19 protein-coding genes are annotated in these 21,597 nt (G+C 58.4%); 11 read left to right on the top strand and 8 right to left on the bottom strand.

What is annotated here, in order from left to right; translation table 11 throughout:
- Nucleotides 1–34 precede the first annotated feature (34 nt).
- The 3 genes from BLV11_RS12545 to BLV11_RS12555 all read left to right on the top strand — a co-directional run bounded on the left by BLV11_RS12545 (nucleotide 35) and on the right by BLV11_RS12555 (nucleotide 3,874).
- Nucleotides 35–637: a Yip1 family protein gene (locus tag BLV11_RS12545; protein ID WP_091814686.1), complete on the top strand. Its 603-nt coding sequence runs from the start codon at nucleotides 35–37 to the stop codon at nucleotides 635–637.
- Between the two features lie 205 nt (nucleotides 638–842).
- Nucleotides 843–3,068: a DUF1631 domain-containing protein gene (locus tag BLV11_RS12550; protein WP_091814689.1), complete on the top strand. Its 2,226-nt coding sequence runs from the start codon at nucleotides 843–845 to the stop codon at nucleotides 3,066–3,068.
- 50 nt (nucleotides 3,069–3,118) lie between these two features.
- Nucleotides 3,119–3,874 (top strand): energy transducer TonB family protein, encoded by a 756-nt coding sequence (locus BLV11_RS12555; RefSeq protein WP_091814692.1) that lies wholly within the window; start codon nucleotides 3,119–3,121, stop codon nucleotides 3,872–3,874.
- Between the two features lie 43 nt (nucleotides 3,875–3,917).
- On the opposite strand, the gene grxD is transcribed toward BLV11_RS12555, so the two are convergent.
- Entirely contained in the window at nucleotides 3,918–4,244 is a 327-nt protein-coding gene (gene grxD, locus BLV11_RS12560) for a Grx4 family monothiol glutaredoxin (RefSeq protein WP_091814695.1), read from the bottom strand.
- A gap of 368 nt (nucleotides 4,245–4,612) precedes the next feature.
- Here grxD and argF point away from each other — a divergent pair, with 368 nt between their 5' ends.
- Both argF and BLV11_RS12570 read left to right on the top strand, forming a co-directional pair.
- Nucleotides 4,613–5,527, top strand: coding sequence for an ornithine carbamoyltransferase (gene argF, locus BLV11_RS12565; RefSeq protein WP_091814699.1), 915 nt, complete (start codon nucleotides 4,613–4,615; stop codon nucleotides 5,525–5,527).
- A gap of 8 nt (nucleotides 5,528–5,535) precedes the next feature.
- Nucleotides 5,536–6,603 carry an ABC transporter ATP-binding protein gene (locus BLV11_RS12570; RefSeq protein ID WP_091814702.1) on the top strand — a complete coding sequence of 356 codons (1,068 nt, stop codon included), beginning with the start codon at nucleotides 5,536–5,538 and terminating at the stop codon, nucleotides 6,601–6,603.
- 33 nt (nucleotides 6,604–6,636) lie between these two features.
- Here BLV11_RS12570 and glpK read toward each other — a convergent pair whose 3' ends face one another.
- Complete coding sequence (gene glpK / locus BLV11_RS12575; protein ID WP_091814707.1) at nucleotides 6,637–8,118, bottom strand: glycerol kinase GlpK; 1,482 nt, start codon at nucleotides 8,116–8,118, stop codon at nucleotides 6,637–6,639.
- A 164-nt stretch (nucleotides 8,119–8,282) separates the two neighbouring features.
- Between glpK and BLV11_RS12580 the strand changes: the two genes are divergently transcribed.
- Together BLV11_RS12580 and glpD are read left to right on the top strand one after the other, a co-directional pair.
- Nucleotides 8,283–9,059 carry a DeoR/GlpR family DNA-binding transcription regulator gene (locus BLV11_RS12580; protein ID WP_091814904.1) on the top strand — a complete coding sequence of 259 codons (777 nt, stop codon included), beginning with the start codon at nucleotides 8,283–8,285 and terminating at the stop codon, nucleotides 9,057–9,059.
- 101 nt (nucleotides 9,060–9,160) lie between these two features.
- On the top strand, nucleotides 9,161–10,711 hold the full coding sequence (gene glpD / locus BLV11_RS12585; protein WP_091814711.1) for a glycerol-3-phosphate dehydrogenase: 1,551 nt from the start codon (nucleotides 9,161–9,163) through the stop codon (nucleotides 10,709–10,711).
- 241 nt (nucleotides 10,712–10,952) lie between these two features.
- Here glpD and BLV11_RS12590 read toward each other — a convergent pair whose 3' ends face one another.
- Together BLV11_RS12590 and BLV11_RS12595 are read right to left on the bottom strand one after the other, a co-directional pair.
- Nucleotides 10,953–12,512, bottom strand: a complete 1,560-nt coding sequence (locus tag BLV11_RS12590; RefSeq protein ID WP_091814714.1) for an ATP-binding protein — start codon at nucleotides 12,510–12,512, stop codon at nucleotides 10,953–10,955.
- A gap of 55 nt (nucleotides 12,513–12,567) precedes the next feature.
- Nucleotides 12,568–13,305, bottom strand: a complete 738-nt coding sequence (locus BLV11_RS12595) for a response regulator (RefSeq protein WP_091814717.1) — start codon at nucleotides 13,303–13,305, stop codon at nucleotides 12,568–12,570.
- Nucleotides 13,306–13,661: 356 nt separating this feature from the next.
- Here BLV11_RS12595 and BLV11_RS12600 point away from each other — a divergent pair, with 356 nt between their 5' ends.
- Complete coding sequence (locus tag BLV11_RS12600; RefSeq protein WP_091814721.1) at nucleotides 13,662–14,426, top strand: GNAT family N-acetyltransferase; 765 nt, start codon at nucleotides 13,662–13,664, stop codon at nucleotides 14,424–14,426.
- 29 nt (nucleotides 14,427–14,455) lie between these two features.
- The gene (locus tag BLV11_RS12605) at nucleotides 14,456–15,265 is read left to right on the top strand and encodes a lysophospholipid acyltransferase family protein (RefSeq protein WP_091814725.1); all 810 of its coding nucleotides are present in this window, start codon (nucleotides 14,456–14,458) and stop codon (nucleotides 15,263–15,265) included.
- A 6-nt stretch (nucleotides 15,266–15,271) separates the two neighbouring features.
- On the opposite strand, the gene BLV11_RS12610 is transcribed toward BLV11_RS12605, so the two are convergent.
- The 3 genes from BLV11_RS12610 to BLV11_RS12620 form a co-directional block, all read right to left on the bottom strand.
- Nucleotides 15,272–15,730, bottom strand: a complete 459-nt coding sequence (locus tag BLV11_RS12610; RefSeq protein WP_091814728.1) for an FKBP-type peptidyl-prolyl cis-trans isomerase — start codon at nucleotides 15,728–15,730, stop codon at nucleotides 15,272–15,274.
- 5 nt (nucleotides 15,731–15,735) lie between these two features.
- Nucleotides 15,736–17,931, bottom strand: coding sequence for an acetyl-CoA hydrolase/transferase C-terminal domain-containing protein (locus BLV11_RS12615; RefSeq protein WP_091814731.1), 2,196 nt, complete (start codon nucleotides 17,929–17,931; stop codon nucleotides 15,736–15,738).
- Nucleotides 17,932–18,118: 187 nt separating this feature from the next.
- The gene (locus BLV11_RS12620; protein WP_091814734.1) at nucleotides 18,119–18,433 is read right to left on the bottom strand and encodes a hypothetical protein; all 315 of its coding nucleotides are present in this window, start codon (nucleotides 18,431–18,433) and stop codon (nucleotides 18,119–18,121) included.
- A gap of 253 nt (nucleotides 18,434–18,686) precedes the next feature.
- Between BLV11_RS12620 and BLV11_RS12625 the strand changes: the two genes are divergently transcribed.
- Nucleotides 18,687–19,904, top strand: a complete 1,218-nt coding sequence (locus BLV11_RS12625) for a glycosyltransferase family 4 protein (protein ID WP_091814738.1) — start codon at nucleotides 18,687–18,689, stop codon at nucleotides 19,902–19,904.
- Nucleotides 19,873–20,439: a phosphatase PAP2 family protein gene (locus tag BLV11_RS12630; protein WP_245726022.1), complete on the top strand. Its 567-nt coding sequence runs from the start codon at nucleotides 19,873–19,875 to the stop codon at nucleotides 20,437–20,439. The genes BLV11_RS12625 and BLV11_RS12630 overlap by 32 nt, the downstream gene beginning before the upstream one ends.
- On the opposite strand, the gene dinB is transcribed toward BLV11_RS12630, so the two are convergent.
- Nucleotides 20,440–21,510 (bottom strand): DNA polymerase IV, encoded by a 1,071-nt coding sequence (dinB, locus tag BLV11_RS12635; protein WP_091814908.1) that lies wholly within the window; start codon nucleotides 21,508–21,510, stop codon nucleotides 20,440–20,442.
- Nucleotides 21,511–21,597 lie beyond the last annotated feature (87 nt).

Raw genomic sequence — 21,597 nt, forward strand, 5'->3', positions numbered from 1 at the left:
GGTTCTTTATAAAATAACAACAGGAGTAGTTTTCATGAGCCTAGGTCACACACTTGGATTACTTGCCCACCCCGACCAGGAGTGGGAAGCCATTCGCAAGGACTCTGAAAGCGTTAGCAAACTGTATTTCGGGCATATTTTCTTGCTGGCACTGATACCTGCCGCCGCCGGTTATTACGGCAGCACCCAGGTGGGCTGGCAAATCGGCGATGGCCAGATTATCCGACTGACCTCTGGGAGCGCATTGCAGCTATGCGTACTGTTTTACGCTGCAATACTTGCGGGGATCTACATCCTTGGCAGATTCATTGACTTCTTCGCGGCAACTTACGAGGTGAAGGAAAACCAGCCTCACGGCGTCACTCTTGCCGCCTATACCGCTACCCCAGTGTTCCTGCTGGGCGTTATCGCGGCCTACCCGAATATCTGGGTAAACATGGCCGTTGGTTTTGTCGCCATCGCCTACGCAGTCTACCTGCTCTACGAGGGACTGCCGATTCTCATGAAAATTCCGGAAGACCGGGGGTTCATGTTTGCCTCGTCAGTCCTGACTGTCGGGTTGGTTATGTTTGTTGCGTTGCTGGCTGCCAGTGTTGTGATCTGGAGTCTGGGCATTGGACCGGTTTATGTGAGCTGAACCAACGCCGGACCCGTGATGACTGCATGCCTTAAAGGGTCGGCCAGTGCCGACCCGGTCACGTTTTGAAGAAGGTATTACTGTAACGGTAAAGTTTCAGTCATTTTACCCAGCGTAAAATTGCGGTAGATTACACACATAACCATAACTTTAGATGAATTAGCTCGGTTACATGTATCCGGTTGAGGCGTAACAGGAGTCGGCCATGAATAAGCAGTCCGGCATACATTATCTCCGTGAGCACAGGGATGCCGGTGATAAATTCGCGCTGCCCGCAGAAATTGTCCGTATTCGCGATACGGTGTCTGCCGGGTTAGGGGATTTATTGCAGGGAGCTTTCGACGCAGTAGACGACTCATTGTTCGAGCTGGCCAACAATGCCCGCAGCAACAATGAGCAGAACCGCTACTTCGAAGCTATGCGGGAGATCCGGATTAAGCGCAAAGGCATTGAAAAGCACTTCCAGAGTGCGATTGCGCAGCTATTCAATCATCCCCCCAGAAGCAACAGCAGCCAGCACCCGGACCAGGAGGGCCAACAGCCCACCGCCGACAGTCTCGCGCTGGTACAACACGATGAACTGGAAGAACAGGTCGCGCTCAATGCGATGGTCAGCAAGTCCCGGGCCCACTTCCAGGGACCGCTGATCCAGCTGCAAACCCGCTTCTCAGCAGTCTACCCCGGCGCCAGTGAAGATGACCCGGTTAACCCGCTGGCCCCCGAACATTTATGCACCGCCTTTGTCGAAGCAGCCCAGGCCCTCGAAATCCAGATCAGGGAACGACTGATCGTCCTGAAGCAGTTTGATCGCTATGTGGTGTCCAATCTGGGCATGCTCCTGGACGAGGCCAACCGTATCCTGATCCAGGCCGGCGTCATTCCGAACTTCCGCTATCACGGCAAGACGAGCCCTCAGACAGGGACCGACCAGCCTGCACCGTCAGCCGCACCGGAACGCTCGATGTCTGCAGAAGAACGGGAGGCCGTCAGTCAACAGGATGAAGCCCTGTTTGAGCAGATTCGCCAGCTGCTGAACCAGCAGCGGACCAGTAGCGGACAACCCCCCCGTTCCGCCGACCCTTCGCTGCATGTCATCGGCGGCAACGAACTGGCGCAAATGCTCAGTGCCCTGCCGCAATCGCCACAAAACTTCCAGTACGGTGACCTGAGCGGCGGGGAGCCCATGGTCGTCGACCTGCGCCAAGTGGTCGAGAGCCTGCTCAGCCAGACCACCACAGCTGACGGCAAGACACCGGCACTCAACGAAATGGATGAAGACCTGATCAACCTGGTCTCCATGCTGTTCGAGTTCATCCTGGACGACTATAACCTCTCAGCGCCCATTCAGGTGCTGATCAGCCGCCTCCAGATCCCTATTCTGAAGGTGGTTATCAAGGACAAGGCATTTTTCAGCAAGGCCGGCCATCCAGCACGACGCCTGCTGAACTCCCTGGCCAGAGCCGGTATTGGCTGGAGCAAGAGCGACGAGAAAACCCGCGACAAGCTCTATGACCAGATTCACACCATCGTGGCACGGATTCTTGAGGAGTTTGACGGCGACATCGCGCTGTTTGAACAACTGGGAGATGAGTTTGAACAGTTCCTCGCCCGCGAGAACCGCAAGGCTTCACTGGTGGAGCAGCGCACCCGCGAGGCAGAACGAGGTCGCATCAAGTCCCAGAAAGCCCAGGAAACCGTCGACGCCCTGCTGCAGAAAAAACTGTTTAAACAGAATATCCCAGAGAGCATTCGCGACATCCTGCTCAATGGCTGGAGTCGGGTCATGTTCCTGGCTTACCTGCGCAACGACGTCGAGAATCGCTGGAACAACTCGGTGCGGGTGGTCGACGACCTGCTGTGGTGCCTGCACCCTCACCTCGACGACACGGAACGTGATCAGTGGGTTCGCGTGGTACCCGGCTTGCTGAAATCCCTCCGCGCCGGGCTGGAGGAAGTGTCCTACAACTCCAGCAGACTCGATGAAATGATGGCGGAACTCAAGCACGAGCTGACCGAAGCCTTCCGCGCCCACGCGCTGGCCGAAGCCCAGGAGCCCCTCGACCGCGAGCCGGAGCCGGAACCCGAAGAGGAAGATCTGCCACAGCATCCGTCAGCCATCGAAAAGCAACAGAAGCTGGAAGACGCGGCGGTGGCTGAATACGTGGCTCAGATCGACGCCATCGACATCGGTACCTGGGTGGAATTTGGCCTGGTTAACGGCGCCAGCTTCCGCTGCAAGCTGACAGCCATCATCGACGAAGCCGACTGCTTTGTGTTCGTAAATCGCATGGGCCTCAAGGTGGTTGAGAAGACCCGCACTGAACTCGCCCACGAAATGCGCCGCGGCCGCCTGACCGTACTTGAGCAAGGCGCCCTGATCGACAGGGCAATGGATGCCGTCGTTGGTACACTGCGAGGTAAAACAGGGTAATCCCGCCCTGTTTTACCTCCGCCCTGCCGTACCGGAGAGCTTTCCCGCCAATGACTGCACCTGGCAGCCAACAACCGCTCCCGGCAAGCTACCGGATTGCAGTCGCTGTCCCTCTTGCCCTGCTCATTCACGTCATCATCTTCATTGTCGCCGGACTTGACCCCGTCGCCGATGAGCCTGAACCGGACCTGATCAGGGTAACCCTGTCCCGTGTCGGCGATGTTGCTTCTCCTGCCAGCACCCAGCTCACGGCCGATGCACTGGTAATCCCGGCGCCAGAACTGCCAGCCCGCACCAATGCGCCCGAGGTTATCACCAGCGAAGACAGTCCGCGCCCCGGATTCAGACCCAGAGACATCACACCAGAGCCGATACAGCCAGAGCCGCAACCAATGCCAGCAGTCGCCACCCCTGCGATTGAGCAGGCTGCCACAGCAGAAGACAGCGAAGGTGAACGCGGGCAGACGGACAATATTGAAGAAATCACCCAGATCAGCGAGCCCGCGCAAGAGACGTCCTATATCGACTTGTTGGCGGCACGCATCGTGCGCTACGCCACACCCTACTTCGCCGACACGGGTCGTGCGGAACTGACTGGGGTCATGGCCGTTGAGGTGGAACTGCAATTGATGAATAACGGCGCCCTGATCGGAGCGTCCATCACCCAACCTTCCGGCGATGTCATTCTGGACCGTGCCGCCTATCGGGGAGCGTTAGGAGCAAGCCCTTACCCAGAGCCGCCTGCGGGAAACAAGGAGGGAAATCGGTTCCGGGTAACCATCAAGTTTGCCCCGGAACGGATATAAGGCAGGCAACCGGGTCGCCCGCCTCACAGCATCACGGACGAAATCAGGCTTCGGCTTGCTTTGCAGCCGCCTTGACCATCTCCGCCAGCTCACCGCTCTCGGACATTTCCATAACGATATCGCAGCCACCAACGAGCTCACCGTTGATGTAAAGCTGCGGATAGGTCGGCCAGCTCGAGTATGCCTTCAGCGCTTCGCGAAGCTCCTGATTATCCAGGATATTGACGAAGGCAAAACGCTCTCCACAGGCCATCAGAGCCTGAACTGTGCGCGCAGAGAAGCCACACTGGGGCGACTGGGGGCTGCCCTTCATGTACAGAATGATCGGGTTTTCCGACAGCTGGCTCTTGATGGTTTCGTTAATATCCATGAACTTTACCTCTTCGTTGCAAATCGGGCCTCCGCAGAGGCTTGTATGAAGCTATTGTACACACCCATGGGAACCGGCACCAAGCACAGCGATTGACCTGGGGCCGTCATTGTCATCCCTGTCCCGACCCGCTAAACTCGGAGCTTCGCCGAATCGCTGGCGTATGATACGCAATCCCATCGCCCAATCCGTGCTGGAGCGGACATCCGCTGCCAGGCAGAACTATTTTTCTCGGATAACAGGCCCTGTCCGGATTGCTCCGGTATTTGCGCCGCAGGGGCGCACCATGGCAGAGCTGGCGCTTCAACCACCGTTTTGAGTAGGTGTCCTACCCAACCGACCCAAGGAACTGATAAAAGGCCGCTACCATGGCAGCAAGACATTTTCTGACTCTCCAAGACCTCTCCCCGAGTGAACTGGGCCTGCTGCTGGACCATGCCAGCAAATTGCGGGAAAGCTGGCGTCGGGGTGAAACCCGGGACTCCCTGAAGAACCGGGTACTGGCGATGATTTTTGAAAAGTCCTCGACACGCACCCGAGTCTCGTTTGAAGCCGGCATGGCCCAGCTGGGGGGCTCGGCACTGTTCCTGTCGCCCAGGGACACTCAGCTTGGCCGCGGAGAACCTATCGAAGATTCGGCACGGGTAATCTCAAGCATGGTCGATGGCGTGATGATCCGCACCTTCGCCCATGACACCGTTACCACCTTTGCAGAGGCATCCCGGGTTCCGGTTATTAACGCCCTGACCGATGATTTCCACCCCTGCCAGCTGCTTGCCGACATGCAGACCTACCGTGAGCATCGCGGCAACATTCAGGGTGCGACTGTCACCTGGGTGGGTGATGGCAATAATATGTGCAACTCGTACATCAACGCCGCTATCCAGTTCGATTTCCATCTGCGGGTTGCCTGCCCCAAGGGCTACGAACCGGATGCAAACCTGGTGGCCAAGGCGGGCGACCGGGTGACCGTGCTTACCGATCCGGCCGAAGCGGCCAGAGACTCCAATCTGCTGGTCACCGATGTCTGGGCCTCCATGGGCCAGGAAGAAGAGCAGAAAGTCCGCGAAGCGGCCTTCAGGGACTATCAGGTCAACCCTGAACTCATGAAACTGGCCGCCCCCGACGCCCTGTTCATGCATTGCCTGCCAGCCCACCGCGGTGAGGAAATCTCGGCAGACATGCTCGACCACCCGGGCTCGGTCGTTTGGGACGAGGCGGAAAACCGGCTCCACGCCCAAAAGGCACTGCTGGAGTTCCTGATGCTCGGCCAACTGGATTGAAACCCGACATGAATACAGGTTCCCCGACTGAATCCCGATGGTTGCTGGAAGTCAGCAACCTGGCCTGCGGCTACGGAGAAGGCGCCGTCGTCAGCGACATCGACTTTGCCCTTGGCCATGGTGACATAGGTTGCCTGTTGGGCCCCAGTGGTTGCGGAAAAAGCACCATACTGAGGGCCCTGGCCGGATTCCTTCCCCTATCGAACGGGGAGATTCAGCTCGATTCGCGCACCATCAGTCTGGCGGGGCGCACCCTGCCACCAGAAAAGCGCCGTATCGGCATGGTCTTTCAGGACTATGCCCTGTTTCCGCACCTGACGGTCGCGAGGAACATCGCGTTTGGACTGCGCAACCTCGGCCGCGAGGAGTGTGACCAGAAAGTCGAGCAACTTCTCGATCTTGTGCACCTTCAGGGGCTGGCCAACCAATACCCCCACGAGCTGTCCGGCGGACAGCAACAGCGGGTGGCACTGGCGAGAGCCCTCGCGCCGGAACCTACACTGATTCTGCTGGACGAACCGTTTTCCAACCTTGACGCGGATTTGCGGCGCCGACTCAGCCTGGATGTAAGGGAGATTCTCAAGAGCCTGGGTATCAGTGCGATCCTGGTGACGCATGATCAGCAGGAAGCCTTTGCCATGTGCGACCAGGTCGCCGTGCTTAAGGAGGGGAATATCCAGCAGTGGGACGAACCCTACAACCTCTACCACGAGCCGGCCAACCGCTTTGTCGCCGGCTTCGTGGGACAAGGCGGGTTCATTCCAGGCAAGGCCCTCGGTCCCGACGCCATCGAATGCGAGCTCGGCACAATCCGCGGAAATCGCGCCTACCGCTGGCCGGAAGGCACCTTGGTGGACATTCTCATCCGTCCGGACGACATCGTCTTTGATGATGCATCCGAACTGAAAGCCAGGGTGATCGAGAAAACCTTTGCCGGCACCTCAACCCTGTATCGCTTCCATTTGTCCGAAGAAACCGAGTTTGAAGCCCTGTTCCGCAGCCACCTCGACTTCCATCTGGGAGAAATGGTGCCATTGCGGGTCGAGGCAGACCACCTTATTGCCTTTGAGCGCTAGGGAGCCGCAAGGACTCCCCGGCACAGCACACACTCAGCTGTGCCGAATGCGCTCAATGGCATCTTCCCAGCCAGCATAGAGAGACTCGCGCAGCCCCGGCGCCATATCCGGCACAAACCGGTGCTCCCGCTCCCACATTGCGGAAATATCGTCCAGCCCCTGGTATACCCCGGTCTGCAGCCCGGCCAGGTAAGCCACCCCCAGAGCGGTGGTTTCGGTCACCCGGGGACGATCCACCGGTACATTCAGAATGTCCGCCAGGAATTGCATGACCCAGTCGTTGACCACCATGCCACCGTCCACCCGCAACTCCTGAAGACGGGCACCGTCGTTACGGATGGCCCGGATCAGATCCTTGGTCTGATAGCACACCGACTGCAACGCCGCCGTAACAATCTCTGCGATTCCGGTATCCCTGGTCAGCCCTAGAATCGCGCCACGGGCATCAGGATCCCAGTGCGGCGCTCCCAAACCGGTAAACGCCGGCACCATATAGACCGAGTTCTCAGCACCTACCCGTTCGGCATGGGACGTGGATTCCGACGCATGGGAAATCAACTGCAAGCCATCACGCAGCCACTGCATAGCGGCTCCGGCAACAAAAATACTGCCTTCAACCGCGTAGTGAGTCACCCCATCAAGCCGGTAGCCAACGGTCGTCAGTAAACGATTCTCTGAGCGAAGCGGCTCGGTACCGGTGTTCATCATCAGAAAACAACCGGTGCCGTAAGTGCTCTTGGCCATCCCCCGCTCAAAACACGCCTGCCCGACCAATGCTGCCTGCTGGTCACCGGCAATCCCCGCCACCTGAACAGCCCCTCCCAGCAGATCCGAAGCCGTAACACCGAAATCCGCTGCCGAATCTTTCACCTCCGGCAGCAGCGCCCCGGGTACCCGGAACAGCGCCAGCAAGTCATCATCCCAACGCTGGGTGTGGATATTGAACAGTGAGGTACGGGAAGCATTGGTCGCGTCGGTCAGGTGCGAGCGACCCTCGGTCAGCTGCCACAGCAACCAGCTATCCACGGTCCCAAATGCCAGCTCTCCCGCCTCGGCACGGGCACGGGCGCCATCGACCTCATCCAGGATCCAGGCAATCTTGGTGGCGGAAAAGTAGGGGTCAATCAACAGCCCGGTACGCTCAACCACCAGACTTTCCTTTCCGCGGGAGCGCAACTGGCTGCATACTGCAGCCGTGCGGCGATCCTGCCATACAATGGCCGGATGAATGGGCTGGCCCGAGGCCCGGTCCCAGATGACCGTGGTTTCACGCTGGTTGGTGATACCGGCACCCGCGAGATCCGCGCCGGTGAGCCCTGCCTTCTCCAGAGCCTGGCGACAGACATTGAGTGTACTCTGCCAGATCTCCATGGCATCGTGCTCAACCCAGCCGTCACGGGGGAAGTACTGGCGAAATTCCTGTTGTGCCACAGCGACAATGTCACCGCACTTCTCAAACACTATCGCTCTGGAACTGGTAGTTCCCTGATCAATCGCCAGTAAATAGGTCGGCATCCGGGTTGTCCTTTATTATCTAATCCGGCAGATTCCAAGGGTTCATCAACGTTCCCCAACGCAGCCGGTTTATCATTGGATTTTCGTAAACGAAAATTATAATGGACTCACCGGCCGTGGCAAACCCAAACTGTACCACCGGCTTCACACATTGGATCCATCAGATGACCATCAACACACGTCATGAAAACATCGTCGAACTGGTCAGCGAGCGGGGCTTCATGACCATCGAAGCGCTGGCCGAGCACTTCGAGGTTACCCCCCAGACCATCCGGCGCGACATCAACACCCTTGATGAAGCTGGCCGGCTGCGGCGCTACCATGGCGGCGCAGGTCTGGCCACCAGTACCAGCAACATGGCCTATGCCGAACGCAGTATCCGCAACCTTGAGGAAAAACAGCGCATCGCGCAGACCATTGCCGCCCGGGTACCGGACAACAGTTCCCTGTTTATCAACATTGGCACCACCACCGAGACCATTGCGAAAGCCCTGCTGGCGCGCAGAGGCCTGACCGTGATCACCAACAACCTGCATGTGGCGAGCATTCTCTGCAGCAAGGACGATTTCACGGTCATTATCGCCGGGGGTATGGTCCGAAACCGGGACGGCGGCATTATTGGAGAGGCCACGGAAGAGTTCATTCGTCAGTTCAAGGTCGACATCGCCATCATCGGCATCAGCGGCATCGACAGCGATGGTGACCTGCTCGACTTCGACTATCAGGAAGTCCGGGTTGCCCAGGCGATTATTGAACACAGCCGACAGGTCTTCCTCGCCGCCGACCATACCAAGTTTGGCCGCAACGCCATGATCCGTCTGGGCCACATCTCTCAAGCCACCCACCTGTTCACCGACTGCCAGCCCAGCAAACGCCTCAGCACCTGCATCACGGAATCCGGCGTTAATCTGGTCATTGCGACAGACTCCGAACAGGAATGAACATAAAATATTCGTAAATGAAAATTTAACTTGGTTTGCCCTTCGACTTTCCGCTAATATTTCACCATTGAATTTTCACATACGAACATTTGGTGGTAATCATGACATCGCAGGGAACGGCACCCGCCGGCAAATCCTCCTACATCATTTCCAATACGTATGACGTTGTGGTGATTGGCGGCGGCATCAACGGCTGCGGCATCGCTGCCGACGCCGCCGGACGGGGACTGAGCGTCATGCTGTGCGAGAAAGGCGACCTTGGCTCTGCCACGTCGTCCGCAAGCAGCAAGCTGGTACACGGCGGATTGCGCTATCTGGAGCACTACGAATTCCGTCTGGTGCGGGAAGCGCTGGCGGAGCGGGAAGTGTTACTCAGGGTTGCGCCCCACCTGGTTAGCCCCATGCGCTTTACCTTGCCTCACCAACCCCATCTGCGACCGGGCTGGATGATTCGCTGCGGGCTGTTTCTCTACGATCACCTGGCACCCAGAGAAACCCTGCCAGGCTCCAAGAGCCGCCGCTTTGATAGCTCAGGACCGCTCAACCCCGCCATCAGGAAAGGTTACAGCTATTCCGATTGCTGGGTTGACGATGCCAGACTCGTGATCGCCAACGCTCAGGCCGCACGCAACCAAGGCGCCCGCATTGAGAGGGACACACTCTGTGTGCGAGCCAGACGCCTGATTGACCAATCGCTCTGGGCAGTAGAAACCGAAAACACCCAAACCGGTCAGCGCAACACCGTCTATGCCAGGACGCTGGTCAACGCGAGCGGCCCCTGGGCCGCAAAGATCTTCGATGATGCACTCGACCTGCCGTCACCCCACAACGTCCGACTGATCAAGGGCAGCCATATTGTGGTGCCCCGTATCGTCGATAAGGAAGGGGCATTTATCCTGCAGAACAGCGATGGACGCATTGTGTTTGTGCTGCCGTACGAGGAAAATTTCAGCCTGATCGGCACCACTGACAAGGAGTATCGCGGTAACCCCAACGAGGCTCATATTGATGACGATGAAATCCAGTACCTGCTGGATGTGGTCAACCGGCACTTTATCCACCAGATAGACCGCAGCGACATTGTGCACACCTACTCCGGAGTTCGCCCCCTGCTGGACGATGAATCCAGCGATCCATCGGCCATCACCCGGGATTACACACTGGAGCTTCAGGGCAACGCCCAGCAAGCCCCCCTGCTGAGCATTTTCGGGGGTAAGATCACCACCTATCGCAAGCTGGCTGAAGCCGCCGTAGAGAAGCTCAGGGGGCATTTCCCCCAGATGCCGGCCTCGCAGACCCGCCTGCACCCGCTACCGGGCGCCACCGAAGAAATTCATACCCGCTCGGCCATTCGCGACTGCCTGAGCACGCTTTACCCGAAGCTGCCGCAGGCACTGATTGACCGCTACAGCCGAAGCTATGGCCTGATGGCCGTTCGTTTTCTGGGCACCTGTCAGACGGTTGAAGAGTTGGGCGAGTGTTTCGGCGACACCCTGTATCAGAAGGAAGTGTCTTACCTGATGACCGATGAGTGGGCCCGCACAACCGATGACATCCTCTGGCGGCGAACCAAGCTCGGACTGAGAGTGGAGCCGGAACACGTCGAAAGGCTGGCACAATGGATGGCAAGTCAGAACGCAAACGCGGCGTAGAGAAAAAGACAAAAAAAAGGGCCGGAAATTCCGGCCCTCAAATGACGAATGAAACAAGGAAAGTTCGTAAGAACTACAACCTCAAAAGTCATCCCTTACACGACCAAGTATCGGCTCCCAGCCCCACATCGTCAGTGGAGGTTGTGTATAACTTTGTTACATTCAGTGACTTGGCGAGACCTGCGTCACAGTTCAGTTCCGCAAACCATCCCTTTGAGCCTTTTAACCCCGAAAACCAGCTTCAGACAACCGCCTTCTTGCGGGGCCAGACCAAACTGAAACGGGCGCCACCCAGGTCATCGCTGCGACAGACAAACGCCTGCCCGCCATGCCAATAAAGGATCCTGCGAACAATGGACAGCCCCAGGCCATAGCCTCCCGAATTACGGGTACGGCTGTCATCCAGCCGGGCAAATGCCGTAAAGACCTTTTCCCAATCTTCTTCCGGCACGCCGGGGCCGTCATCTTCCACGTCCACCCGGCAGTTGTCCTCATCCAGCTGACAGCGAACCCGCACCCGGCCAGAGGCATAACGGGCCGCGTTTCCAACCAGATTCTGAATGGCCCGATGGATATACCGCGGTTCCACATCCGACATTGCCCACGACTCTGAAGACGAGGGAATATCCGCCTCGATGACCATCTCGGGCCGAATAAGCTGCTGCTCCCCAACCACCTGACGGACAATATCGGTGACGGAGGTCTCTACCAACGAGAATACCGGTCCGCCCTGCTCCAGACGGGCATACGTGAGAATTTCATCGATCAGCTCATCCAGCTCCTGGATATCACCGTCAATCCCGTCGAGCTGCTTCTGCAGAGCCTCAGGACTGTTCGAGCCTTCCAGCATCTGGACCCCAAACCGGATTCGGGCAACCGGCGTGCGCAGCTCGTGGGAGACCGCGTGAATCATCTCACGCTGAACACCGACCAGACGCTGGATATGTTCAGCCATGCCATTGAACGCATTCGCCAGCCGCGAAACCAGGGTACTGCGACTCTCCTCAACCCGCGCACCCATTTCCCCCCGGGCAATGCGAACCGCCACGGATTCGACCGCACGCAGATTCTGGTCCACATCCCGCAGCAACATCAGCAGAGCCGCAGCCAACACGGCGGCAGCGACCACAATCAGCAACAGGACCACACTCCAGTGCCAGGGATTAAACGGCGCCGGCACGGCCATCTTGACCAGAGTTCCATCCGCCAGCCGCAACAGCACGCTGGACAGGTCTCCCTGCCGGTAAAAGGCAACCCCACGATCAGACACCTGCCCCAACACCGCTTCAGCGGGCAACTCAGATTCACTGGTCAGAGGCTTCAGAGCCACGCCCAGGGTCGATGATAGCGAAGCCAGCATATCGTCCCGGGCTTCCGGAAGTGATTCATTCAAATGCGCCAACGCGATCAGGGCGAGAGACTCCGCCACTTCACGGTAGGTATCGCGAAACAGGAAATCCAACACCTGCCCCTGCTGGTTCAATACCTGCAGGCGCCACCCCAGGCTGGTCTGTAACGCCACCACCTGGCCATAGCCCAGACGTTCCAGCACCAACGGGGACACATCCAGGTCGCCCTGTTCGACAACGCGCAACTGGTGATGTCCGGACAACCACGGGTATTGATTCTGAGGAGCAGGCACCGCCGCCAGCCAGCGCAGCATCGGCGCAGGAAAAGCTTCCTGCCAGTATTGCTGACGAACCGCGTTAAAACCGGCAAACAGGGAAAAACAAAGAACAACGACCAGCGCCGTGAGCCCGATCAGTCGCAGGTACAGCTTGAGGAAGAACTTCAGGGGCATGAACAAAACCCTGGGGGAAATTGCCGGCCTTGCGGCCGGCTCGGAAATCAGGTGATCAGGCTTCCTTTACAAACAGGTAGCCCTTGCTGCGAACCGTCTTGATTCGACGGGGATGAACCGGGTCATCCCCGATCTTGGGCCGAATCCGCGATACCCGGACATCGATGGAGCGATCCTGGCCGTCGTATTCGATTCCCCGCAGGGCGGTAAAGATTTCTTCCCGGCTCAAGACCCGGCCAGCACTGCTCGCCAGCAGCCATAACAGGTCAAACTCGGCACTGGTCAGATCAATGCTTTCATCGTTCAGCCAGGCCTCCCGCATGGAGCGATCGACCACCAGGTCATTGAACTGCAGCCTTACCGGCTCTTCGCCACTGTCACCGCCATTGTCGGCATTGGCCGCATCGCCGACCCGCCGAAGCAGAGCTCGGATACGCGCCAGCAGGACCCTCGGCTGAACCGGCTTGCCAATATAGTCATCGGCGCCCATTTCCAGCCCCAGAACCTGATCAAGGTCATCCGTCCTGGCGGTCAGCATGATAATGGGCCCCGAAAAGAACGGCCGTACCCTGCGGCAGATTGATAACCCGTCTTCACCGGGCAACATCAGGTCCAGAACCACCAAGTCCGGCTGTTCATTACGGATTCGCTCAACTGCGTGCCCGCCATGATTCTCCACGGATACTGTCAGGCCATTACTCTCGAGGTATTCCCGGGTCAGGTCTGCCAGCCGCTCGTCGTCCTCTACGATGAGGACACGCCAACTCTCATTCGTCTGTTCCACGCCATCCATCTCTGATTTTGTTGTGTGCAATCGAACTGTCACTCACAGCATAGGCCCGATTGTGAGAAATTTCCGGGTCATTTAAGCCCACCGTCCCCCGGAACCCTCTTTTTTTCGACCGGAACTCCAGCAGAAGCTTCACAGTCCTCATGTAGTCTCTCAAACAATACAGGCAACGTCCTGTAACAGCAATTATACATGCTATTCAGAAATATACATGGAACAACCCGTTCGTTACACCGCGCAACACAGGGATTTTCGCGGGTTAACCGGCTTCGCTGTCACATCCTCGTCACGGGCGCTTCATCCCCCTGTCATACCTGATTCATAGCCTTGTCTGGAAATAGAAACAAAGAGACAACGCCATGACTGTACAAAGTGCCCGTACCACACGCCCTGCCCGCCGACTGAATACTGTCATTACCCGGCAGCCGGAGCTGGTGGAGGCCGCCCAGCGTCTGCGTTTTGAAGTGTTTTCCGAGGAATACGACTCCGACCTGGGCTCCTGCACCCCCGGACTCGATGCCGATGCATTCGATGACTGGTGTGATCACCTGGTCGTCACCGACGAAGCCAGCGGCCGGCTGGTCGCCACCACCCGCATCCTGCATCGCGCCAATGCCGACAAGGCCGGCGGTTTCTACTCGGAGGGCGAGTTTGAACTGAGCCGGCTCTATCAACTACCGGGGACGGTTGCCGAACTCGGACGCACCTGTGTGCATCCGGATTACCGCAGTGGTGCAACGATCAGCCTGCTGTGGGCATCGGTGGCTGAATACCTGGTCAAGCACGAGGTCGACTATCTCATCGGCTGTGCCAGCATTGGCATGTCTGATGGCGGCCAAAAGGCCTGGCGAATCGCCCGACACCTGCAACAGGAGTTCCTGGCGGATGAGGCCTTCCGGGTTACCCCAAAGCGGCAACTCCCCCACCTCACGCACCCTATCGAAGAAGACCGGCCCGCCGATGCACCAGCCCTGATCAAGGCCTATATGCGTTTGGGCGCACGCGTGTGCGGTGAACCCTGCTGGGATCCCGATTTCCGCTGCGCAGACCTGCTGGTGGTGCTGGAGGTGAACAGCCTTGCAGATCGATACAGCCGTCACTTTATGCGCCGGCAACAAAGCTGACATGACGGCTCTTCTGGTGGAGACAGTAAATGAAAGACTACGCCCGACTAGGCTACCGACTGACCCTGTTCACACTGTCACTGTCTGTGACGATTACAATCGCCTGCGGCGTCTCGCTGGCAGAGCTCCTGAGCCGCCGGCGCATTGATCGCACCCCATACGCTCGCTTCTGTTTTCACGGCGCGGCACGAAGCCTTGGGTTCAGGGTCCGCCAGCAGGGTGATGTCTCGACAGAACCGGTACTTTACTTGAGCAACCACATTTCCTGGTCCGATATACCGGTGCTGGGAGGGCAATCGCCACTGCGTTTTCTGTCGAAGGCTGAAGTCGGCAAGTGGCCGGTCATCGGGTGGCTGGCAGGTCAGGCGGGAACGCTGTTTATCAAGCGAGGCGGGGGGAAATCCCTGCACTGTCGTCAGGAGATCGCCAATACCCTGACCGGGGGGCAATCGGTGCTGATCTTTCCAGAGGGCACAACCACCACGGGGTTGACGGTGCTACCGTTCCACAGCCGCCTGTTGTGGGCGGCGAAAGATGCCGGCGTCAACATCCAGCCCATCAGTATTGGTTACCTGAGGGATGGACAGCCGGACCATCTGGCACCGTTTATTGGTGACGACGAGTTCCAGAGCCACATCCTCAGGATGCTGAAGCGCCCGTCAGTGGACGTTGGCGTGATATTCCATCCCAAGGTCACGATCGACGAGCATTCAGATCTGGATGCCCTGGCCGCGGAACTGCATCAGACCGTGAGCACAGGGCTGAAGCAGATCCATCGCTGCCGCAGCCTGGATGACGTCACCAGCACTGGCGGCATGACGGCCCGCCAGACACCCTGAGTCAGGTCAGAACAGCGGACGGTTGGCTTCGACCTCTTCCTCGTTGGCCTCACGTTTGGCCATGATTTCGAGGTCGAAGTACAGGGTAAGGCCTGCCAGCGGGTGGTTGGCATCCACCTGCACCAGGTTTCCGTCAATACCCACCACCTTGACCACTTTGGCTTCGTCTCCGGTATTGGTCTGGAATTTCATGCCCACCCGGAGATCCTCGATACCCTCGAACGCCGACCTCGGTACTTTCCGCACCAGCTCCGGGTCATGCTCGCCGTAGGCCATGGCGGGCGGGATGGTTACCTCGAGACAGTCTCCGGGACCACGTTCGCGGACCGCTTCCTGAATACCCTGGATGACGCCATCGCTACCCATCAGAAAGTGCAGGGGCTCGCCCCCTTCGGAGGTATCGACCACCTCACCCACGGTGTTCTTGAGTCGATAATGAACGGTATAGACAGCAGGCTTCTGCATTACAGTTACAATTTTCCTTTGGCCGAGGTCAGGCCAATCATATTGAGTGCGAGAATCAGCAGACGCTGATTCAGTTTATCGCTGAGCGTAGCCGGGCTATCCAGCCCCATACGCTGCAGCAGCGGCAGCAATTCACCAGCATCGGTAGACACCCGCAGGGCACCGAGCAGGACCGAGATTTTACCACGGGCTGAGCCGGTTGTTGCCTTGAGCGCTTTCAGCGCCTTGCCGAGGGTGAGCTCCTCCTCGGTAAAGTCACAGCCGAACGGGAACGCCGGGAACAGGCCGTCTTCGCCGGGCACACGCAGGGCGGCCTGCAGGAACTCGGGCGTATTCCGCAGCCAGCTTTCCGGCATCTGGAACCCGGCATCCACCTTGCCAGCCTTCTTCGCCTGCTTCAGCAACCCGGCCTGAAAACGGGAATCCGCGATGCGGATCAGCTCCAGATACACCTGCTGATCCGATTTGCTCCGCAGGTCTGCAATGCCGTACTCGGTAATGACAATATCCCGCAAATGGCGGGGAATGGTGCAGTGACCATAGCTGAAGACAATGTTCGACACCACCTTGCCGCCCGCATGCCGGGTACTGCGCAGAGTCAGAATGGAACGAGCACCGGGAATCTCATGGGCCATGGCAACAAAGTTGTACTGACCACCCACACCACTGACCACCCGGCCATCCTCCAGGCCGTCCGAAATCGCCTCGCCCTCCAGGGTGTACATCATTGCAGAATTAATAAAACGACTGTCCTTGCGCTGAGCCGCCTTCAATTGCTGGTTGCCAAAACGGTGATCGTAGAGGTGGTTGATGTAGTTGACGCTGGTCATGCAGATGCTGTCGCGTTCTTCCGGAGTCAGCTCTCGCAGTTGCTGGTAGAAATCACCGGGGCCCAGGTAGAAGCCCCCGTGCATGACCAGCCCGCCCTTGAGCTCCCTCCCCAGTGCCAGCTGTTCCAGACGCTGACGGGCGTCGGGATCATCCAGATCCGGTTCCAGGGTCTGGTCGCGCACCACCAGCCGTCCACCTTTGAACACCACCTCATCATGAAAGATGCCATAGCGGGTCAGCCACTGAACATCCCGAGCCCGTAGCGGCGAGTCAATCAGTTCTGCCCCCCTCAGGGCATCGAGGCAGCCCAGAGTCACCCTGGGCCCGACCTTGCCCTCGTTCACCAGCGCCTGCAAACCGGCATGATCGTATACTTTTCGCTTGAGCACCCCTGCCTTCATCAGATGGCCAAAACCATCCACCATCATTTCACTGCACCCGTACAGCCCCTGCTCAAACGGCCCCACTCCGCCAGCGTCAATCGCCACCGGATTGCGCTCTGCAACCTGCAGGCTGTCATAGACCGCGCGCCAGGCGTCGTTGTTCTGATGCCTCAGGATCGTACTGTGGACCAGCGCAGCGCCCAGCGAACCAATGCCGACCTGCAGGGTACCGCCATCCCTGAGCAGGGCGCTGGCATAAAATCCAATGGCATGATCTGCCGGACTGATCGCCATCTGCGGCACCGGGAACAACGGATATTCGGTTTTCTGGCGATCAAGTACCACATCAAAGCTGGCAATGGGCAGCTCCGCGTCGTGCCCCAGGTAAGGCAACTGGCGATTGGTTTCACCAATCAGCATCACCGGCTCGCCAGCGGCGGCCCGCTCATGGAACACGGGCACCAGATCAAGCGTCAGATCCGGATTGCAACTGGTACTGACCCGCCTCATATCCGCAGACGGCGCCACCATCTGGGCCAGTACGTTAACGCCCTGGGCCAGCAAATCCCTCACCGCGTGGGTATAGTTCGTGCACACGTAGCTTTGCTGTTGTTTGCTGTGGTTCAGAAAACTTCCCGCCTTGAAGAAAAACTCCGAGACCTGAACATTCCCCGGCAACGTTCCGTCAACCACACCCCTGGCGTATTCGAGCTCCGGAATATCCCCGTACAGGCGCTGCACAAAGGGGCCGAGAAAGCGGCTTTCCAGGGAAGACTGACCGCGCGGAGCCAACATGGAAATCGCAGTGACAATGCGCAACTGGATGGAGGAGTCGGTCTGAGCCCGCCGATACAGCGCGTTGGCAATCCGCACCGGCTTGCCAAGACCCAGCGGTAAACCGAGAACGATATTTCGCCCCACCCGCTCCAGCACCGCATCGACGCACGCGTCTTCGTCGCTCAGGATCACCGGCATATCTCTTTCCATCGTCCACCCCTGACTGATTGTTTTACTGATAGCAAACGATGATCACACGACTCGAAGGCTCAGACAACGTGAGCAGACAGGGAAGCAGAAGAGAGAGGAATCAGAGGGAATGGGTTTTACAGGAACAGGGAAGGCAAAACGGGAATGCAGGGGGATGAAGCCAAGGCACCGGAAGACCGATGGGAGTTCAGAAATCCCACTTGAAATTCAGGCAGGCTCCCCGCTCGAGCAAGGCCACACCGTGATCCTGCCGGACTGCGTCGGAAGCATAATTCTTGCCGCCATCACCACGGGTAAAACTCCAGCTCAGCAGGCGGGACCCGATTTCGGTCAGGGCATCACTTTCATCACGCACAAAATCCCCCGACATTTCTTCCTGCAGCTCATACACCGTATCCGGGGAGATTTCATAGTCAAACGCGTTGCGATCAGCGGCTTCCGCCCTGACAACGAATGCGACCATATTAAGAGCAAGTAAAGCGACAAAGATGCGAACGATCATGATAAGCCTGACTACGTAAATGCGAATCGGATTGTAGAGATTGATTAGCCTAAAGTCTAACCAATACAGGCCTGAGATCTGTGAAATTGAGCACACTCGGCAGGTTATTTTGTCACCAAATGTACGCTTTTGATGTCGGATTATTGTCAATCCGCCCCGAGGGTAACAGGTCAACAGAATGTCACCGTTCTGTCCCGGAACTGTCACACAGGATTTCCATAGTGGTAGCCAGAAAGATGGAAACGGTGAATCAATGACAGAACAACAGGTCTCTCCCAGCCATAACCGGCATATCGTGGTCGTTTCGGAAACCTTCCCCCCTGAAATCAATGGGGTGGCCAATACGCTGCGCCATCTTTGTCAGGGACTGTTGAAACAGGGCCACCGGATTTCGGTCGTACGCCCACGCCAACGGCATGAATCCACGGGAAACGTGACCAGCGCCGGACAGGCCCTGTTTACAGACGAGCATCTGGTGGCGGGCACCCCCCTGCCCGGCTACCCGGACCTGCGGTTCGGTCTCACCCGCTCGGCCCGACTGACCCGACTCTGGAAGCGCACACGCCCCGACGCCATCTATGTTGCCACCCAGGGCCCGCTGGGAGTCGCAGCCGTCAGCGCCGCACGACAGCTTGGCATTCCGGTCAGCTCCGGCTTCCACACCAATTTTCACACCTACAGCCGCTACTACGGTGCCGGATTTCTGGAAAAGCTGCTGTGCGGGTACGGTCGCTGGTTCCACAACCGCACCGCAATCACCCTGGTGCCAACACGCAAGATGCAGACCGTCGTCAACGCCATGGGCGTTCATCCCACGGGCCTCTGGAGCCGGGGTGTGGACTGCAATCGCTTCAACCCTCACAAGCGCGACGACGCCTTGCGAGCGTCCTGGAACGTGGAGGCGAACGACCGGGTTGTGCTCTATGTCGGCAGACTGGCATCAGAAAAGAACCTGCAGATGGCCGCTACCTGTTTCGAGCGCATCCGCAACCTGCACCCCCGGACCCGCTTTGTACTGGTGGGTGACGGTCCGCTCCGAAAACGTATGGCCGAACGCCACCCCGACTATATCTTCTGCGGCATGCAACGGGGTGAAGACCTGGCGCGGCACTATGCGTCTGGCGACATCTTCCTTTTCCCCAGCAAGACCGACACCTTTGGCAATGTGGTCACCGAGGCCATGGCCAGCGGACTGGCGGTGGTCGCTTATGACGACGCCGCGGCCAGCGAACACATCAGCCATGAAGGCAATGGTATGAAAGCGGATCTGACCGATGACGACGGCTTTATCGACGCCGCCCTCAAACTGGTCGATCAACCCACGTTACTCAACCGAATCCGGGCCCAGGCTCGCCTGGACGCCCTGGACCTGAACTGGCACGTCCAGATTGAACAATTTGAACAGCTGGTGCTGAACCAGAAACACAGGGTCAAATATCATGCAACCAAGCAAAGCATCCCGCTTCTTTGAGGCCGTGGACCAGCGCGAGTTTGCGCTATGCCAGACCATCAACCGGTCCTTGCGCTTTCGCCCGGTCCACAGCTATTTCCAACTGGTCAGCCGCCTGGGCGATGGCTGGTTCTGGTATGCACTCATTCTCATGCTGCCCGTACTGCAGCCCGACGATGGCCTGGCTGTCGCGTTGCTGATGGCGGCAACCGGCCTCAGCTGCACGCTGACGTACAAACTGCTTAAAAGATGGCTGATCCGGGAGCGCCCCTTTATTTCCTTCCCCAGCATCAACTGCGGCACTCCGCCACTGGACCGCTACAGTTTTCCGTCCGGGCACACCCTGCATGCCGCCTGCTTCAACAGCCTGCTGGCGGTGCTCGCCCCCGAGATTGCCTGGCTGTTGCTGCCGTTCACGCTGAGCGTTGCCGCATCACGGGTCGTGCTGGGCCTGCATTATCCCAGCGATGTCGCAGCTGGCGCAGTGATTGGCAGCACTATGGGACTGGTCGCAGCCTACAGCCTTGCCGACACCTTCAGAGCCCTGTTCGGCTAGTTACTCGAACAGGCGCAGCTGCTGAACGGGCGAGCGGTCATCCCGGAACCGCACCCCCACCCCGAGCAAGCGCACCGGTCGCCCGTCATCCTTGACCAATTCATCCAGCAACGGCAGAAAGTGCTCGCTGTCCGGAGGATCAAGCCGGTCACTTACCCGTTCCAGGGTATGTGTCGAAAAGTCGCTGTAACGAACCTTGACGAACAATTTGTGAATGGGTCTCGATGCGCCCTTGCGGGACAACCGGCGCTGAAGCTCCAACGCCAGCTCCTCCCGCACGGCCAGGCAGGCAGCCTTGTCGGGCAGATCCCGGGAGAACGTCCGCTCAACGCTGACCGACTTGATGCTTCGGCTGACCTCCACTGGCCGGTCATCCTCACCATTGGCCATCTGGTGAAGGCGATATCCCTGACGACCAAATCGCTCAACCAGCCACTCCGGGCGCTGTTCGCGCAAATCGCCACAGGTAGCAAGCCCCAGTTCGTGCAGTTTCCTCGCCGTTACCGCACCCACCCCGAACAATTTCTCGACCGGCAGATCACGCACAAAATCCAGCACCTGATCCGGCCGGATGACATACAGGCCATCCGGTTTCTCCCAGTCACTGGCAATCTTCGCCAGAAACTTGTTGGGGGCCACGCCCGCTGAGACGGTGATCCCGACCTTCTGACGAACTCGCTCACGCAGCTCCCGCGCCATCAACGTGGCGCTGCCCTGGCAAGCGTCAACTTCACTTACATCCAGAAAAGCCTCATCCAGGGACAATGGCTCCACCAGATCCGTCAGCTCACGAAAGATCGCCATGACCTGGGCCGACACCTCCCGGTATCGCGCCATGTTCAACGGCACAAAGACCAGGCCCGGACACAGCCTGCGGGCTTCCGAGGCGGACATGGCGGAACGTACCCCAAAGGCCCTGGCACGGTAGTTACAGGTGGTCACGACACCACGCCCCCCGTCACCGCCGACCGCCAGCGGAACTTCCCTCAGGGAGGGGTCGTCGAGCATCTCCACCGCTGCGTAAAAGCAGTCGCAGTCGACATGTATGATTTTTCGCTGACCGCTCACCATCTCACCTGCATTCCAAAGGAGCCAACCCGGTTCCACCATGTCAGCACATTTTACATAGCGTCCGACAAGACGGCTAAAGAATCATTT

This window comes from Marinobacter mobilis, from assembly GCF_900106945.1.
Classification (GTDB): Bacteria; Pseudomonadota; Gammaproteobacteria; order Pseudomonadales; family Oleiphilaceae; genus Marinobacter; species Marinobacter mobilis.

What these genes read in the sequence shown, in the direction of transcription:
- grxD (WP_091814695.1), bottom strand. Translation starts at nt 4,244, where the DNA reads ATGGATATTAACGAAACCATCAAGAGCCAGCTGTCGGAAAACCCGATC.
- glpK (WP_091814707.1), bottom strand. Translation starts at nt 8,118, where the DNA reads ATGCCGACCTATTTACTGGCGATTGATCAGGGAACTACCAGTTCCAGA.
- BLV11_RS12545 (WP_091814686.1), top strand. Translation starts at nt 35, where the DNA reads ATGAGCCTAGGTCACACACTTGGATTACTTGCCCACCCCGACCAGGAG.
- dinB (WP_091814908.1), bottom strand. Translation starts at nt 21,510, where the DNA reads ATGGTGAGCGGTCAGCGAAAAATCATACATGTCGACTGCGACTGCTTT.
- argF (WP_091814699.1), top strand. Translation starts at nt 4,613, where the DNA reads ATGGCAGCAAGACATTTTCTGACTCTCCAAGACCTCTCCCCGAGTGAA.
- BLV11_RS12625 (WP_091814738.1), top strand. Translation starts at nt 18,687, where the DNA reads ATGACAGAACAACAGGTCTCTCCCAGCCATAACCGGCATATCGTGGTC.
- BLV11_RS12600 (WP_091814721.1), top strand. Translation starts at nt 13,662, where the DNA reads ATGACTGTACAAAGTGCCCGTACCACACGCCCTGCCCGCCGACTGAAT.
- glpD (WP_091814711.1), top strand. Translation starts at nt 9,161, where the DNA reads ATGACATCGCAGGGAACGGCACCCGCCGGCAAATCCTCCTACATCATT.
- BLV11_RS12595 (WP_091814717.1), bottom strand. Translation starts at nt 13,305, where the DNA reads ATGGATGGCGTGGAACAGACGAATGAGAGTTGGCGTGTCCTCATCGTA.
- BLV11_RS12590 (WP_091814714.1), bottom strand. Translation starts at nt 12,512, where the DNA reads ATGCCCCTGAAGTTCTTCCTCAAGCTGTACCTGCGACTGATCGGGCTC.
- BLV11_RS12610 (WP_091814728.1), bottom strand. Translation starts at nt 15,730, where the DNA reads ATGCAGAAGCCTGCTGTCTATACCGTTCATTATCGACTCAAGAACACC.
- BLV11_RS12570 (WP_091814702.1), top strand. Translation starts at nt 5,536, where the DNA reads ATGAATACAGGTTCCCCGACTGAATCCCGATGGTTGCTGGAAGTCAGC.
- BLV11_RS12550 (WP_091814689.1), top strand. Translation starts at nt 843, where the DNA reads ATGAATAAGCAGTCCGGCATACATTATCTCCGTGAGCACAGGGATGCC.
- BLV11_RS12620 (WP_091814734.1), bottom strand. Translation starts at nt 18,433, where the DNA reads ATGATCGTTCGCATCTTTGTCGCTTTACTTGCTCTTAATATGGTCGCA.
- BLV11_RS12630 (WP_245726022.1), top strand. Translation starts at nt 19,873, where the DNA reads ATGCAACCAAGCAAAGCATCCCGCTTCTTTGAGGCCGTGGACCAGCGC.
- BLV11_RS12555 (WP_091814692.1), top strand. Translation starts at nt 3,119, where the DNA reads ATGACTGCACCTGGCAGCCAACAACCGCTCCCGGCAAGCTACCGGATT.
- BLV11_RS12580 (WP_091814904.1), top strand. Translation starts at nt 8,283, where the DNA reads ATGACCATCAACACACGTCATGAAAACATCGTCGAACTGGTCAGCGAG.
- BLV11_RS12605 (WP_091814725.1), top strand. Translation starts at nt 14,456, where the DNA reads ATGAAAGACTACGCCCGACTAGGCTACCGACTGACCCTGTTCACACTG.
- BLV11_RS12615 (WP_091814731.1), bottom strand. Translation starts at nt 17,931, where the DNA reads ATGGAAAGAGATATGCCGGTGATCCTGAGCGACGAAGACGCGTGCGTC.